Origin of the sequence: Agromyces sp. NDB4Y10 (assembly GCF_001620055.1) — a bacterium.
GTDB classification, from domain to species: Bacteria; Actinomycetota; Actinomycetes; order Actinomycetales; family Microbacteriaceae; genus Agromyces; species Agromyces indicus.
On sequence record NZ_LQGY01000004.1, the window covers coordinates 1 to 15,028 of the forward strand.

Below are 15,028 nucleotides of genomic sequence, written 5' to 3' on the forward strand. Positions count from 1 at the left end.
GAGTTTCGGCGGCCATAGCGCGAGGGAAACGCCCGGACACATTCCGAACCCGGAAGCTAAGACTCGCAGCGCCGATGGTACTGCAGGGGCGACCCTGTGGGAGAGTAGGACACCGCCGGACATACTTTGAGGAGTGGCCACCCACTGCGTTCAACAGCGAACGCCGGCGGGTGGCCATTCCGCGTTTAACGCGCCGGTCCGAGCCCGGCAGTACGGTTGAGTCCACGACGGCTCCCCACACGACAGGAAGATTCGTGAGCGATTCGACGCAGCACGGCCCGGGCGACGAGCGTCCCCGGAACGACCGACGACCACGGGACACCGACCAGGGCCGGAACGAGCGGAAGCAGCCCTACCGTCAGCGCCCCGATCGCGACGGCGAGCGACGCGATTCGGATCGGCGTCCGCAGCGCGACGGTGAGCGGAAGCCGTACGGGTCGCGTCCGCAGCGCGATGGTGAGCGCAAGCCGTACGGGTCGCGTCCGCAGCGCGACGGCGAGCGGAAGCCGTATGGTTCGCGTCCGGACCGTGATGGTGAGCGCAAGCCGTACGGGTCGCGTCCGGACCGGGATGGTGAGCGGAAGCCGTACGGGTCGCGTCCGGACCGCGACGGTGAGCGGAAGCCGTACGGGTCGCGTCCGGACCGCGACGGTGAGCGGAAGCCGTACGGGTCGCGTCCGCAGCGCGACGGTGAGCGGAAGCCGTACGGTTCGCGTCCTGACCGCGATGGTGAGCGGAAGCCGTACGGGTCCCGTCCGCAGCGCGACGGCGAGCGGAAGCCGTACGGCTCGCGTCCGCAGCGCGACGGCGAGCGTAAGCCGTACGGCTCGCGTCCGCAGCGTGATGGTGACCGCAGGTCGTCTGACCGGTCGGCTGACCATCGCCCGCGGGAGGATGCCGGCGTCCGTCCCGAGCGGTATGGTGCCGCCGAGCTGCAGGTGCGTCCGCGGCATGACGACCCGGAGGTGCCCGAGCGCATCCAGCCGAAGGACCTCGACCGGAGCGCCCGCGCGGAGCTCAAGACGCTGACGAAGGAGAACGCCGACTGGGTCGCGCGTCACCTGGTCGCGGCGGCGGAGGTCCTCGAGGACGACCCCGCGCTCGCGCATCGGCATGCTCTCTCGGCGTCTCGCCGGGCCGGGCGCATCGCGATCGTCCGTGAGACGCTCGCGATCACCGCCTACGCGACCGGCGACTTCGCGCTCGCACTGCGAGAGCTCCGGACGTATCGCCGCATCTCCGGCAGCGACGAGCAACTGCCGCTCATGGTCGACAGCGAGCGCGGCGTCGGCCGGCCGGATCGCGCGCTCGAGCTCGGCCGCTCCGTCGACCGTTCCACGCTGCCGGCATCCGTGCAGGTGGCCCTCGCGATCGCCATGTCGGGAGCCCGACTCGACCTCGGGCAGCCCGAGCTGGCCCTCGCCGAGCTCGAGATCCCGCAGCTGGACCCCGACCGAGCCTTCTCGTACAGCCCGGCGCTGTTCTCGGCGTACGCCGAGGTGCTGGAGGAACTCGGCCGTGCCGACGACGCGGCCGCCTGGCGGGATCGCGCCCGCCGCGCCGAGGCGGCCCTGGCCGGCGAAGGGCTCGACCTCATCGAGGTGTTCGACCTCGAGGGCACCGAGCCGAGCGGCGTCGACGTTCCGGCGCCGCCGTCCGTGGAGTCCGACGAGCCGGCCGCGGGTGCTGAGGCGGAGTCCGAGGCCGGAGACCCCGCCGACGCGATCGAGCCCGAGGTGGCGGCGGTCCTCGCCGAGACGGCCGACCTCGAGGCGGTTGACGCATCGGACGAGCCCGACGAGGCGGAGCCCGAGCGCGCATGAGTCCCGTGTTCGCGCGGCGCCGCGAGGGCGCCTCGCCGCTCGAGGGCGCCGACGCGATCTTCGCCGATCTCGACGGCGTCGTCTACGCCGGCCCGCACGCCATTCCCCACGCGGTCGACAGCCTCAACCGCGCCGCGGAGTCCCGTCCGGTGGCCTACCTCACCAACAACGCCTCGCGGACCGACGCGCAGGTGGCGGCGCACCTGACGTCGCTCGGGCTCCACGCGACCCCCGACGCGGTCGTGACCTCGCCGCAGGCGGCGATGCGGCTGCTCGCGGCATCCGTCGCCCCCGGCGGCCTCGTGCTCGTGGTCGGCGGGGACGGCATCGTCGCGGAGCTCGAGCGCGGCGGCTACCGCGTCACGCGGTCCGCCGACGACGGCCCCGACGCCGTCATGCAGGGATTCCACCCCGACGTCGGCTGGCGCCAGCTCGCCGAGGCGACGTTCGCGCTGAACGCGCACGGCGGCCCGGGGGAGCCCGGCGGCATCCCGTGGATCGCCACGAACATGGACTGGACGATCCCCGTCGAGCGCGGCGTCGCTCCCGGCAACGGCACGCTGGTCTCGGCCGTGCACACCGCGGCAGGCCGCTTCCCCGAGGTCGCCGGCAAGCCCGAGACGCCGATCTTCGACGTCGCGCGCGATCGCTTCGGAGCGTCCAACCCGCTCATGGTGGGCGACCGGCTGGACACCGACATCCGCGGGGCGAACCGCGCCGGGATCGCGTCGGCGGTCGTGCTCACGGGCATCGACCGGGCCAAGCAGGTGCTCGCCGCGGATGCCGCGAGCCGGCCGGACTTCATCCTCGGCGACCTCCGCGGCCTGCACGAGCCGTACCCCGAGATCCAGCGGCGACGCGGCGCCGTCAGCGTGGGCCGGGCGTCGGTGCGCGTCACCGGACGCACGGTGGAGATCGAGCGCGACGGCGACGACCCGCTCGACCTGCTGCGTGCCGCGTGCCACGCCATCTGGGAGTGCGGCACGGCCATCCATGCACTCCAGGTGCCCGAGCGGCTCTACCGCTGACCTCGCGCCGGCCCGCTGATCGTTCCGTGTCGGCGACCGCCGTGTGGGCGGCGCCGGGTACCGTGGAAGGGTGAGCACCGCAGACCTGGAGCGCGACGCGTCCGAGCACGACCCCGACGCCGTCGAGGCGACGGCCGATGCGCTCGAGGGGATCGAGGCCGCGCCGCTCGAGGAGCGCGCGGGCGGCTACGACGCACTGGCCGAGCGGCTCCGCGCCGAACTCGAGCGGTCCGACCCGGCGCGCGCCGCGGGATGACGGGCGGCGGTGAGAGGCTCGACGCCGCGCTCGCGGCGCGCGGGCTCGCGCGGTCGCGCACGCACGCCGCCGTGCTCATCGCCGACGGCGTGGTGAGCGTCGACGGCCGACCGGTCACGAAGGCGGCCCACCGGGTGGGCGATGATGCGGTGCTCGAGGTCGCGGCATCCGACCACTACGTCAGCCGCGCCGCGCACAAGCTCATCGCCGCGCTCGACGCGTTCGGCGTCGACCCCGCCGGTCGCGTCGTGCTCGACGCCGGCGCATCGACGGGCGGGTTCAGCCAGGTGCTGCTGGAGCGCGGGGCGAGGACCGTGCTCGCCGTCGACGTCGGCCACGGGCAGCTCTCGCCGCAACTGGCCGGCACACCCGGACTCGTCGCCGTCGAGGGATGCAACGTGCGCCACCTCGACCCCGAGACGCTGGCGCGGCTCACCGGCGTCGACGAGCGACCGACCCTCGTCGTCGCCGATCTCTCGTTCATCTCCCTCGCGACCGTGCTCCCGGCGCTCCGCGACACCGCTGACCCGACGGGGGAGTTCGTGCTGCTCGTCAAGCCGCAGTTCGAAGTCGGTCGCAGCAACACGCGAGAGGGCGTCGTCCGCGACCCGGCCGCGCGTGAGGACGCCGTCATGGGCGTGCTCTGGGCCGCCCACGACCTCGGCCTGAGGACCGCCGGCGTGCGCTCCTCCCCAATCGCGGGGACGCACGGGAATCGCGAGGTGCTCGTGCTCCTCAGCCCGACCCGAGGCGGCGATCCGTCAGAATGGTCCGGTCGGGTCAGAGAAGCGACGGGAGGCGTCACGGCGTGAGCGATGCACGGCATTTCCTCGTGGTGTCGCACACGGGCCGGCAGGCCGCCCTCGAGGCGACGGCCGACGTGTGCGGGCAGCTGGTCGCCGCCGGCGCCGTCCCGGTCATCGCCGCCGAGCAGTGGCACGACGTGCTCCGCCAGCTCCCCGAGCTCGAGGGGATGGTGCGTCGTCTCGAGGAGGTGTCGCCCAGGCACCTCGAGCTCGTCATCGTCCTCGGCGGCGACGGCACCATCCTGCGGGCCGCCGAACTCACGCGCGAGCACCCGGTGCCCCTCCTCGGTGTCAATCTCGGGCATGTCGGGTTCCTCGCCGAGAGCGAGCGCGACGACCTCGGCTACACCGTCGGCCGAGCGGTCGCGCGCGATTACACGGTCGAGGAGCGCATGACGCTCTCGGTCCGGGCGAAGGTCGGCGACGACGTCGTCTACGAGGGCTGGGCCCTCAACGAGGCGACCGTCGAGAAGGCCGAGCGCGAGCGGATGCTCGAGGTGGTCATCGAGGTCGACCGGCGCCCGCTGTCGTCGTTCGGCTGCGACGGTGTGGTCATGTCCACGCCCACCGGCTCGACCGCCTACTCCTTCTCGGCCGGCGGACCGGTCGTGTGGCCGGCCGTCGAGGCGCTGCTGCTCGTACCGCTCAGCGCCCATGCGCTCTTCGCCCGACCCCTCGTGGTCGGGCCGGATTCGTCGCTCGCGGTCGAGGTGCTCCAACGCACCGAGGCGTCCGCCGTGATCTGGTGCGACGGGCGACGCATGTTCGAGCTGCCGGCGGGTGCCCGCGTCATCGTGCGCCGTTCGCCCGTGCCCGTGCGGTTGGCACGCCTGCACCAGGCTCCGTTCACCGACCGGCTCGTCAACAAGTTCCAGCTCCCCGTCACGGGGTGGAGGGGGCCGGTCGCCGGTGATTGAGGAACTCGCCATCCGCGACCTCGGCGTGATCGCCGAGGCGACGCTGCCGCTCGGACCGGGCTTCACCGCCGTCACGGGCGAGACCGGAGCGGGCAAGACGATGGTCGTGACGGCACTCGGGCTGCTCCTCGGCGCCCGCGCCGACGCCGCCACCGTCCGGGCCGGCGCCAAGCAGGCGTGGGTCGAGGGGCGCTGGCTCCTCGAGGACCCCGAGACCGTCGCCGAGCGCGTCGCCGACGCCGGCGGCGACCTCGACGGGGGAGAGCTGCTCCTCGGCCGCTCCGTTTCCGCCGAGGGCCGCAGCCGCGCCATCGTGGGCGGACGCAGTGCACCCGTCGGGGTGCTCGGCGAGCTCGCCGACCACCTCGTCGTCGTGCACGGGCAGGCCGACCAGCAGCGTCTCCGCTCGACCGCCGCCCAGCGCGACGCGCTCGACCGGTTCGCCGGCGCCGATCTCGCTGCCGCACTCGAGGCGTATCGCACCGCCTACCGGACCTGGCGATCCGACGCGGACGAGCTCGCGCGCCTCCGCGAGGAGCATGACGCGCGTGCCCGCGAAGCCGAGGAACTCCGCATCGCCCTCGAGGAGATCGAGACGGCCGATCCGCAGCCCGGCGAGGACGCGGCGCTGGCGGAGCGAGCGGACCGGCTGACGAACCTCGAGGACCTGCGACTCGCCGCCGCCCAGGCGCACGAGCTCATCTCCGCCGAAGCACCGGCCGACGACACGCCGGACGCCGTGACCCTCGTCGAAGCGGCCCGCCGCCACGTCGACCGCGTCGTCTCCCACGATCCCGCGCTCGCGCCGATCGCGGAGGCGGTCGCCGGGGCCGGCTTCGCACTCGCGGATGCCGCGGCCGAGCTGTCCGGCTACCTCGCGGGCCTCGACGCCGACGGCGCGGCCGAGCTCGAGACCGTCCAGGAGCGTCGGGCCGTGCTCGCGAGCCTCATGCGCCGGCACGGGTCGCTCGACGAGGTGCTCGCCTTCCGCCATGACGGCGGACTGCGTCTCGTCGAGCTCGACGGCGACGACGACCGCATCGCCGAGCTCGAGCAGGCCGTCGAGCGACGTGCCGCCGAGGTCGGCGAGCTCGCCGACCGGGTCAGCGCGCTCCGGGAGTCGGCGGCCGAGCGGCTCGCGGGCGCCGTGACCGCCGAGCTCGCCGCGCTCGCGATGCCCGACGCCGAACTCACCGTGTCCGTCGACCGCACGGACGAGCCGGGCCCCAACGGCCGCGACCAGGTGTCGATCCTGCTCCGCCCGCACCCCGGCGCCCAGCCGCGTCCGGTCGCGAAGGGCGCGTCCGGCGGCGAGCTCTCCCGCGTCATGCTCGCGATCGAGGTCGTCATCGCCGGCGCCGACCCGGTACCCACCTTCGTCTTCGACGAGGTCGATGCGGGCGTCGGCGGTGCTGCGGCCATCGAGATCGGCCGCCGGCTCGCGCGGCTCGCCGAGCGGGCGCAGGTCATCGTGGTCACCCACCTGGCGCAGGTCGCGGCGTTCGCCACCAACCACCTGAGCGTCGTGAAGGGCACCGACGGCCGCGTCACCGCCTCGAGCGTGCGCCAGCTGCACGGCGCGGACCGCGAGGCGGAGATGGCCCGCCTGCTCTCCGGCCTCGCCGACTCCGAGAGCGGACTCGCCCACGCGCGCGAACTCCTCGAGATCGCCGACGCGGCGGCCTGACCTTCGATCCGCCCCACGGCGGGCACAGGTCGGAGCGGGCCCGCCAGCGGCATCCGTCATCGCGCTTGCCCCGGCGACACGCCCGGACCGCCCGATCGAGCCGAGCGGACTCCGCATGTCGGGGCATTCCCAGCCGGGAGTCGCATAGACTGGGAGCCCGTGGTGGATGATCGCGGCGCAGACATTTCGAACACTGACCTCACGAACGACGTGACCAAGCACATCTTCGTGACCGGCGGTGTCGTTTCCTCATTGGGCAAGGGACTCACGGCGGCCAGCCTGGGCAACCTCCTCACGGCCCGGGGCCTGCGGGTGGTGATGCAGAAGCTCGACCCCTACCTCAACGTCGATCCGGGCACCATGAACCCGTTCCAGCACGGCGAGGTGTTCGTCACCGACGACGGCGCCGAGACCGACCTCGACATCGGGCACTACGAGCGCTTCCTCGACATCAACCTGTCGCAGGCCGCGAACGTGACGACCGGGCAGATCTACTCCACCGTCATCGCCAAGGAGCGCCGCGGCGAGTACCTCGGCGACACCGTGCAGGTCATCCCGCACATCACCGACGAGATCAAGCGCCGCATGCGCCTCCAGGCGACCGAGACGCCCAAGCCGGACGTGATCATCACCGAGATCGGCGGCACCGTCGGCGACATCGAGTCGCAGCCCTTCATCGAGTCCGCGCGCCAGGTGCGCCACGAACTCGGACGCAAGAACGTGTTCTTCGTGCACGTCTCGCTGGTGCCGTTCATGGGTGCGTCGGGCGAGCAGAAGACCAAGCCCACGCAGCACTCGGTGGCCGCGCTGCGCTCCATCGGCATCCAGCCCGACGCGCTCGTGCTGCGCAGCGACCGCCCGGTGACCGAGGGGAACAAGCGCAAGATCGCGCTCATGTGCGACGTCGACGAGGCGGCGGTCGTGAACGCCGTGGACGTGCCATCCATCTACGACATCCCGACGATGCTGCACGACCAGGGGCTCGACGCCTACCTCATCGAGGCGCTCGGCCTGGGCGACCAGGCGGGCGACGTCGACTGGTCCGGATGGCGCGACCTGCTCGAGGTCGTGCACGACCCGAAGCACGAGGTCACCATCGGACTCGTCGGCAAGTACATCGACCTCCCCGACGCGTACCTGTCGGTGACCGAGGCGCTCCGCGCGGGCGGCTTCGCGAACGAGACCAAGGTGCGGATCGAGTGGATCCCGTCCGACGAATGCCGCACGCCCGAGGGCGCCAAGGAACGCCTCGCCCACCTCGACGGGATCCTCGTGCCCGGCGGGTTCGGCGTCCGCGGCATCGAGGGCAAGCTCGGCGCGCTCCACTTCGCGCGCGAGAACGGCATCCCGACGCTCGGGCTCTGCCTCGGCCTGCAGTGCATGGTCATCGAGTACTCCCGCAACGTGGCCGGCCTCCCCGGCGCGTCGTCGAGCGAGTTCGACCCCGACACCGAGTTCCCCGTCATCGCCACGATGGAGGAGCAGGTCGAGATCATCGCGGGCGGCGACCTGGGCGGCACCATGCGCCTCGGCCTCTACCCCGCGAAGCTCGACGAGGGCTCGATCGTCGCCGAGCTGTACGGCTCGACCGACGTGTCCGAGCGCCACCGCCACCGCTACGAGGTGAACAACGCCTACCGCGACCGGATCGCCGAAGCCGGCCTCGTCTTCTCCGGCATGTCGCCCGACCGGCACCTCGTCGAGTTCGTCGAGCTGCCCCGCGAGACGCACCCGTTCTACGTCGCGACGCAGGCCCACCCCGAGCTCCGGAGCCGCCCGAACGACGCGCACCCGCTCTTCCGCGGGCTCGTCGCCGCGGCCCTCGAGCGTCAGCAGGCCAGCCTCCTGTTCGACGTCGAGAATGCCTGAGTCGCAGCCGGCCGACGAGTTCGTCGACCTGCCGCTCCTCGACCGGGAGACCGTGTTCGAGGGGCGGATCTGGGACGTGCGCCGCGACGCCTTCGCCTACGGCGACGACGCGACGCGCATCGAACGCGAGTACGTCGACCACCCCGGTGCGGTCGCCGTGCTCGTGCTCGACGACGAGGAGCGCGTCCTGCTCATCAAGCAGTACCGCCACCCGGTCCGCGCGCGCGACTGGGAGATCCCCGCGGGCCTGCTCGACGTGCAGCACGAGCCCGCGCTCGAGGCCGCGCAGCGCGAACTCGCGGAGGAGGCCGACCTCGTGGCATCCGACTGGGCGGTGCTGGCGGACTACTTCACGACCCCCGGCGGCAGCAGCGAGGCGATCCGCATCTTCCTCGCCCGAGAGGTGCGCGCCACCGACGCCCCGTTCGACCGCGAGCACGAGGAGGCGGACATGGAGCTGCGCTGGGTGCCGCTCGACGACTGCGTCGACGCCGTGCTCGCGCGGCGGCTCGGCAACCCGTCGCTCACCATCGGCGTGCTCGCCGCGGCCGCGGCCCGCGACCGCGGGTGGCGGAGCCTCGCCCCCGCCGACGCGCCGTGGCCGGCCCACCCCGCCAACCGACCGGAGGCCTAGTGGACTCGCGCGCGGTCGACGACTACCTGCGGCACCTCACCGTGGAACGCGGCCTGGCGCGCAACACGCTCGCCTCCTACCGGCGCGACCTCGCGATCTACGAGGCGTGGCTCGACTCGGCCGGCATCGAGGGCCCCGAGCGAGCCACCGAAGCCGACCTGTCGGCGTTCCTCCGCCACCTGAGCGCTGAACGCGAGCCGCGCCTGGCCGTGTCGTCGATCGCGCGGGTGCTCTCCGCGGTGCGGGGCCTGCACCGGTTCCTCGCCGAGGAGGGGCGCACGCCGACCGACCCGTCCCGGGAACTGCGGCCGCCGAAGCAGCCCACGCGGCTGCCCAAGGCGATCCCCGTCGAGCAGGTGGCCGCCATCATCGAGGCCGCGCGCGTCGGCGACGACGTGATCGCCCTGCGCGACGTCGCCCTGCTCGAACTGCTCTACGCGACCGGCGCACGCGTGTCGGAGGCCACCGCGCTGAACGTCGACGACCTCGTCGACGACGAGGTCGTGCGGCTGTTCGGCAAGGGCGGCACGCAGCGCATCGTGCCCGTCGGCAGCTACGCCCGCCGTGCGATCGACGCCTACCTGGTCCGCTCCCGCCCCGTGCTCTCCGCGCGCGGCCCCGCCACGCCAGCGCTCTTCCTCGGCACGCGCGGTCGCCGCCTGTCGCGGCAGGCCGTATGGCAGGTGCTGCAGGATGCCGCGGACCGGGCCGGCGTCGCGGCATCCGTCTCACCCCACACGCTGCGGCACTCGTTCGCGACCCACCTCCTCGCGGGCGGCGCCGACGTGCGCGTGGTTCAGGAGCTGCTGGGACACGCCTCCGTGGCGACCACGCAGATCTACACGCTCGTCACGGCCGATACACTCCGGGAGATGTACACGACCGCGCACCCCCGCGCTCGTTAGAATCGACCAAGCATCGCAGCCGACAACGGGAGAGAGAACCGCACCGTGACCAAGGAGACCTACGACCCGGCGGACGGCACCGCCACGCTGGAGTCGGATCTCGGTCCCACCGGTCGGCCCCTCCGCCAGTTCGCCGAACCGCCGCACCTGGCCTCGCACGGCCCCGCGCGCATCATCGCGCTCTGCAACCAGAAGGGCGGCGTCGGCAAGACCACGACGACCATCAACCTCGGGGCCGCGCTCGCCGACTACGGCCGTCGCGTGCTCGCCATCGACTTCGACCCGCAGGGCGCGCTCTCGGCGGGCCTCGGCGTGCAGACGCACGACGTGCCGACGATCTACGACCTGCTGCTCTCGCGCAACGTCCAGCCGCGCGACGCGATCCAGGCGACCCGCGTCGACGGGCTCGACGTCATCCCGGCGAACATCGACCTGTCGGCCGCCGAGGTGCACCTCGTGACCGAGGTGGCCCGCGAGCAGATCCTCGCGAGCGTGCTCCGCAAGGTGTCGGGCGACTACGACGTCATCCTCATCGACTGCCAGCCGTCGCTCGGCCTGCTCACGGTGAACGCGCTCACCGCGAGCCACGGCGTGATCATCCCGCTCGAGTGCGAGTACTTCGCGCTGCGCGGCGTCGCGCTGCTCATCGAGACCATCGACAAGGTGCGCGACCGCCTCAACCCGGCGATCACGCTCGACGGCATCCTCGCGACCATGTACGACGCCCGCACGCTGCACTCGCGCGAGGTGCTCGAGCGCGTGGTCGAGGCGTTCGGCGACCAGGTGCTCGAGACCGTCATCACGCGCACGGTGAAGTTCCCCGACGCGACCGTCGCGGCGACGCCGATCACCGAGTTCGCGCCCGAGCACCCGGCCTCGCGCGCGTACCGGCAGCTCGCCCGGGAGCTGGTCGACCGTGGCGCGGTCGCCTGAGCCGAGCGCGGCGGCGATCGACGGCGCGGCGGGCGCCGCGATGACGGATGCCGCGGCGCCCGCGCCCGTCGACGGCGCCGCCGAGTCCGCGCCCGATGCCGGGTTCCGCGTGGCCCTGTCGAACTTCGAGGGCCCGTTCGACCTGCTGCTCTCGCTCATCGCCAAGCACGAGCTCGACATCACCGAGGTGTCGCTCTCGGCCGTGACGGACGAGTTCATCGCCTACCTGCGCGGCATCGAGACGAACGAGGACCTCGATCGCGCGAGCGAGTTCCTCGTCGTCGCGGCGACGCTGCTCGACCTGAAGGTCGCCGGGCTCCTGCCGCAGGGCGAGCTCGTCGATGCCGAGGACGTGGCCCTGCTCGAAGCGCGCGACCTGCTCTTCGCCCGCCTGCTGCAGTACCGCGCGTTCAAGGAGGCCGCGCGCTGGTTCGGCGGGCGGATCGAGGCGGAGTCGTTGCGGCACGCCCGCACGGTGCGGCTCGAGGAGCGGTTCCGCCAGCGCGAGCCCGAACTGCGCTGGACCCTCGGCGCCGACGACTTCGCCGCGCTCGCGATGCTCGCGCTCACGCCGCGCGAGATCCCCGTGGTGGGGCTCGACCACCTGCACGCACCGCTCGTGTCCATCCGCGAGCAGGCCGCCCACGTCGTCGCCGTGCTGCGGCGCGGCGACCCCGTCACGTTCCGGCAGCTGATCGCCGGCGTCGACCGCCCCGGCATCGTCGTCGCGCGGTTCCTCGCCGTGCTCGAGCTCTACCGCAACGCCGCCATCGGGTTCGAGCAGCTCGAACCGCTCGGCGAACTGACGCTGCGGTGGGCGGCCGGGGACGGCTGGTCCGACGACCGACTCGAGAGCCTGGGAGCCGACTATGACGACTGAGACCTCCGACGCGAGGGAGACCGCCGCGGTCGGCGAGGGACCGGAGGTGTCGGTGTCGACCCCGCTCGACGTGCCCGGCCAGCCACGGCTCGACCTCGACCGCGCCCTCGAGGCCATCCTGTTCATCGCCGACGAACCGCAGTCGCTCGTGCACCTCGCCGCGGCGGTCCAGCGTCCGCTCGCCGAGGTCCGTGCGGCGATCGCGCGGCTGCGCGCCGACTACGACGGGGGAGCCCCCTCGGGCGAGCCTCGCACCGACGCGGGGGAGTCGGCCCCGGCCGGCGGCATCCGTCGTGCCTTCGAACTGCGCGAGGTCGGCGGCGGGTGGCGCTTCTACGCGCGCGCCGAGTACGACCGCCTCATCACCGACGTCGTCACCGTCCAGACCTCGACCCGGTTGTCGCAGGCCGCGCTCGAGACGCTCGCGGTGATCGCCTACAAGCAGCCGATCTCCCGGTCGTCCATCGCGTCCATCCGCGCGGTCAACGTCGACTCCGTGGTGCGCACGCTGCTCGGCCGCGGCCTCATCACCGAGGTCGACACGGACGAGGAGACCGGCGCCATCCTGTACGGCACGACCGACGTGCTGCTGACGAACCTCGGCGTCTCGTCGCTCGACGAGCTGCCGCCGATCTCGCCGCTGCTCGACGGCGGCCAGGAGGGATTCGAACGTGACCACGCCTGACCAGCCCGGCGGCGCCCCCGAGGGGGTGCGGCTCCAGAAGGCGCTCGCTGCGGCGGGCGTCGCGAGCCGGCGCGTGGCCGAGCAGCTGATCGTCGAGGGTCGCGTGGAGGTCAACGGCCGCGTCGTGACCGAGCTCGGGTCGCGGATCGACCCGGTCGCCGACAAGGTCGCCGTCGACGGCACGGCGGTGCAGCTCGACCAGGAGAAGCGCTACTTCATGCTCAACAAGCCGCGCGGCGTCGTCTCGTCGATGCGCGACGAGCAGGGCCGGCCCGACCTCCGCACGTTCACCGACGCGCTCGACGTGCGCGTGTTCAACGTCGGCCGGCTCGACGGCGACACCAGCGGACTGCTGCTCCTCACCAACGACGGCGAGCTCGCCCACGTGCTCGCGCACCCGTCGTTCGGCGTCGAGAAGACCTACATCGCAAAGGTGAAGGGCCGGATGACCCCGCAGACGCTGCAGCAGCTGAAGCGCGGCATCGACCTCGAGGACGGCCCCATCCGCGCCGACCGGGCGAAGATCCTCCAGACGCAGGCCGGAGCCGGCCACACCATGGTCGAGGTGACCCTCCACTCCGGACGCAACCGCATCGTGCGCCGTATGCTCGACGCCGTCGGACACCCCGTCGTCGAGCTCGTGCGCCGCCAGTTCGGGCCGCTGCACCTCGGCACCCTGAAGTCGGGCGCCCTGCGCGAGTTGACTAGAGTCGAACTCGGCGCGCTGCTCACGATCGCGCGGGCCGCGGACGAGCAGCGGAAGGGGAACGGCTGAGGTGGTCGAGTCACGACTGGTCGGGCCGGTCCGCGTCGTCGGCACCGGCCTGCTGGGCACGAGCATCGCACTGGGACTCCGGGGCCGCGGCATCGACGTGATCCTCGCCGACGCGTCGCCGACGCACGTGGCGCTCGCCGTCGACCTCGGCGCGGGGCGCCCGGCCCTGCCCGACGATGCCCCGCAGCTCGTCGTCGTGGCCGTCCCGCCCGACGTCACGGCCCGCGTCGTGGCCGACGAGCTCGCCGCGTTCCCCGACGCGATCGTGACGGATGTCGCAAGCGTCAAGGCCGGCATCCTCGCCGAGCTCGAGTCGACCGGCGCCGACGTCGCCCGCTACATCGGCTCGCACCCCCTCGCCGGTCGCGAGCGCGGTGGGCCCCTCGCCGCCCGCGCCGACCTCTTCGCCGGACGACCCTGGGTCGTCGCCGCGCACGACGAGATCAGCTACCAGCGCGCGAGCGCCATCGACGACCTCATCCTCGACCTCGGTGCGACGCTCGTCGAGATGACCCCGGAGGAGCATGACCGCGGCGTCGCGCTCATCTCCCACGTGCCGCAGGTCGTCGCGACGATCATGGCGCGGCGGTTCATCGACGCGCCGAACGCCGCGCTCGGGCTCGCCGGACAGGGCGTGCGCGACGTGACCCGCATCGCGGCGAGCGACCCCGACCTGTGGGTGCAGATCCTCGGCGCCAACGCCGGGTCCGTCCGCGACATCCTGCTGGCCTACCGCGACGACCTCGACCGGTTCATCGAGGCGCTCGCCGACCCTGCCGCGCCCGGCGCCCGCCGCCGCGTCGCCGAGGAGCTCACGGGCGGCAACACGGGTGTCGAGCGCCTGCCCGGCAAGCACGGCACCGACAAGCGCTTCACGACCGTCATCGTCATGGTCGACGACCGGCCCGGCCAGCTCGCCCGGCTGCTCGCCGAGGTCGGCGAGATCGGCGTGAACCTCGAAGACCTCCGCCTCGAGCACTCGCCCGGCCGCCAGGTCGGCCTCGCGGAGATCGCGGTCGTGCCCGAAGCGGCCGACCGACTCACCACCGAGCTGGCCGCACGCGGCTGGCGGATCGCAGGATAGAACGTGCCCCACCCACCCCAGTCCACCCACCCCGTCGAATACCCCGTCGTCGTCGCCATCGACGGCCCCGCCGGCAGCGGCAAGTCCAGCGTCTCGAAGGAGGTCGCGCGCCGGCTCGGCTGGGGGTTCCTCGACACCGGTGCGGCCTACCGGGCGCTCGCCTGGCACGCGAGCGCGTCGGGCGTCGACACGGATGACGCGGCATCCGTCGTCTCGTGCCTCGACTCGTTCGACTACCGCATCGGCACCGACCCGCACGGGTACGCCGTGCACGTCGGCGACACGGACGTGACCGAGGCGATCCGCGAGCCGGGGATCTCGGCCGTCGTGAGCGCGGTCGCGCGCGTGCCCGAGGTGCGAACGCACCTCATCGAGGTGTTCCGGGCGATCATGGCCGCCGAGGAGCGGCCGGGCATCGTCGTCGAGGGACGCGACATCACCACCGTCGTCGCCCCCGACGCCCCGGTCCGGATCCTGCTCACCGCCTCCGAGGCGGTGCGCATGGCGCGTCGTTCGGCCGAGCTCGTCGGCCACTCGGCCGCCGCGACCGGCGCCCAGTTGCGCGCCCGGGATGCCGCTGACTCGAAGGTCGTCGACTTCATGAACGCCGCGGAGGGCGTCACCACGGTGGACTCCACCGACCTCGACTTCGACGCGACCGTGGAGGCGGTGCTCGCCGTCATCCGCGATGCTCAGGTTCGTACTGGTTGAATAGACAGGTTGTGCGCTCGCGCGCGACCCCCGAG

At 72.9% G+C, this 15,028-nt stretch carries 15 protein-coding genes and 1 rRNA gene; all 16 read left to right on the plus strand.

The features are described from left to right. Window positions 1-4: 4 nt before the first annotated feature. A 5S ribosomal RNA gene (rrf, locus tag AVP42_RS00905) occupies window positions 5-121 on the plus strand. Between the two features lie 133 nt (window positions 122-254). Then, on the plus strand, window positions 255-1,823 hold the full coding sequence (locus AVP42_RS16820) for a hypothetical protein (RefSeq protein WP_067945218.1): 1,569 nt from the start codon (window positions 255-257) through the stop codon (window positions 1,821-1,823). Beyond that, complete coding sequence (locus tag AVP42_RS00915) at window positions 1,820-2,851, plus strand: HAD-IIA family hydrolase (RefSeq protein ID WP_067945220.1); 1,032 nt, start codon at window positions 1,820-1,822, stop codon at window positions 2,849-2,851. The genes AVP42_RS16820 and AVP42_RS00915 overlap by 4 nt, the downstream gene beginning before the upstream one ends. Before the next feature lie 70 nt (window positions 2,852-2,921). Next, window positions 2,922-3,107 (plus strand): hypothetical protein, encoded by a 186-nt coding sequence (locus tag AVP42_RS00920; protein ID WP_067945222.1) that lies wholly within the window; start codon window positions 2,922-2,924, stop codon window positions 3,105-3,107. Then, a complete protein-coding gene (locus tag AVP42_RS00925) occupies window positions 3,104-3,919 on the plus strand; it encodes a TlyA family RNA methyltransferase (protein ID WP_067945224.1) in 816 nt (271 codons plus the stop codon). The genes AVP42_RS00920 and AVP42_RS00925 overlap by 4 nt, the downstream gene beginning before the upstream one ends. After that, on the plus strand, window positions 3,874-4,830 hold the full coding sequence (locus tag AVP42_RS00930) for an NAD kinase (protein ID WP_067945226.1): 957 nt from the start codon (window positions 3,874-3,876) through the stop codon (window positions 4,828-4,830). Before AVP42_RS00925 ends, AVP42_RS00930 begins: the two co-directional genes overlap by 46 nt. Further along, the gene (gene recN / locus AVP42_RS00935) at window positions 4,823-6,517 is read left to right on the plus strand and encodes a DNA repair protein RecN (RefSeq protein WP_067945228.1); all 1,695 of its coding nucleotides are present in this window, start codon (window positions 4,823-4,825) and stop codon (window positions 6,515-6,517) included. The genes AVP42_RS00930 and recN overlap by 8 nt, the downstream gene beginning before the upstream one ends. 210 nt (window positions 6,518-6,727) lie before the next feature. Beyond that, window positions 6,728-8,386, plus strand: a complete 1,659-nt coding sequence (locus AVP42_RS00940) for a CTP synthase (protein WP_197466913.1) — start codon at window positions 6,728-6,730, stop codon at window positions 8,384-8,386. Further along, on the plus strand, window positions 8,379-9,020 hold the full coding sequence (locus AVP42_RS00945; RefSeq protein WP_067945230.1) for an NUDIX hydrolase: 642 nt from the start codon (window positions 8,379-8,381) through the stop codon (window positions 9,018-9,020). Before AVP42_RS00940 ends, AVP42_RS00945 begins: the two co-directional genes overlap by 8 nt. Next, window positions 9,020-9,925, plus strand: a complete 906-nt coding sequence (xerD, locus tag AVP42_RS00950) for a site-specific tyrosine recombinase XerD (RefSeq protein WP_067945232.1) — start codon at window positions 9,020-9,022, stop codon at window positions 9,923-9,925. Before AVP42_RS00945 ends, xerD begins: the two co-directional genes overlap by 1 nt. 45 nt (window positions 9,926-9,970) lie before the next feature. Then, window positions 9,971-10,858 carry a ParA family protein gene (locus tag AVP42_RS00955; RefSeq protein ID WP_067945234.1) on the plus strand — a complete coding sequence of 296 codons (888 nt, stop codon included), beginning with the start codon at window positions 9,971-9,973 and terminating at the stop codon, window positions 10,856-10,858. A 40-nt stretch (window positions 10,859-10,898) separates the two neighbouring features. Further along, window positions 10,899-11,738: a ScpA family protein gene (locus tag AVP42_RS00960; protein ID WP_067945468.1), complete on the plus strand. Its 840-nt coding sequence runs from the start codon at window positions 10,899-10,901 to the stop codon at window positions 11,736-11,738. After that, complete coding sequence (locus AVP42_RS00965; RefSeq protein WP_067945236.1) at window positions 11,728-12,423, plus strand: SMC-Scp complex subunit ScpB; 696 nt, start codon at window positions 11,728-11,730, stop codon at window positions 12,421-12,423. Before AVP42_RS00960 ends, AVP42_RS00965 begins: the two co-directional genes overlap by 11 nt. Beyond that, the gene (locus AVP42_RS00970) at window positions 12,410-13,198 is read left to right on the plus strand and encodes a pseudouridine synthase (RefSeq protein ID WP_067945238.1); all 789 of its coding nucleotides are present in this window, start codon (window positions 12,410-12,412) and stop codon (window positions 13,196-13,198) included. Before AVP42_RS00965 ends, AVP42_RS00970 begins: the two co-directional genes overlap by 14 nt. Before the next feature lies 1 nt (window position 13,199). After that, complete coding sequence (locus AVP42_RS00975; RefSeq protein ID WP_067945240.1) at window positions 13,200-14,282, plus strand: prephenate dehydrogenase; 1,083 nt, start codon at window positions 13,200-13,202, stop codon at window positions 14,280-14,282. Window positions 14,283-14,285: 3 nt separating this feature from the next. After that, window positions 14,286-14,993: a (d)CMP kinase gene (cmk, locus tag AVP42_RS00980; RefSeq protein ID WP_067945241.1), complete on the plus strand. Its 708-nt coding sequence runs from the start codon at window positions 14,286-14,288 to the stop codon at window positions 14,991-14,993. The last annotated feature ends 35 nt before the right edge of the window (window positions 14,994-15,028 follow it).

Excerpts from the sequence above, each read along its gene's own strand:
- AVP42_RS00915 (WP_067945220.1), top strand. The coding sequence starts at position 1,820 with ATGAGTCCCGTGTTCGCGCGGCGCCGCGAGGGCGCCTCGCCGCTCGAG.
- AVP42_RS00960 (WP_067945468.1), top strand. The coding sequence starts at position 10,899 with ATGACGGATGCCGCGGCGCCCGCGCCCGTCGACGGCGCCGCCGAGTCC.
- AVP42_RS00925 (WP_067945224.1), top strand. The coding sequence starts at position 3,104 with ATGACGGGCGGCGGTGAGAGGCTCGACGCCGCGCTCGCGGCGCGCGGG.
- AVP42_RS00930 (WP_067945226.1), top strand. The coding sequence starts at position 3,874 with ATGGTCCGGTCGGGTCAGAGAAGCGACGGGAGGCGTCACGGCGTGAGC.
- AVP42_RS00945 (WP_067945230.1), top strand. The coding sequence starts at position 8,379 with ATGCCTGAGTCGCAGCCGGCCGACGAGTTCGTCGACCTGCCGCTCCTC.
- AVP42_RS00965 (WP_067945236.1), top strand. The coding sequence starts at position 11,728 with ATGACGACTGAGACCTCCGACGCGAGGGAGACCGCCGCGGTCGGCGAG.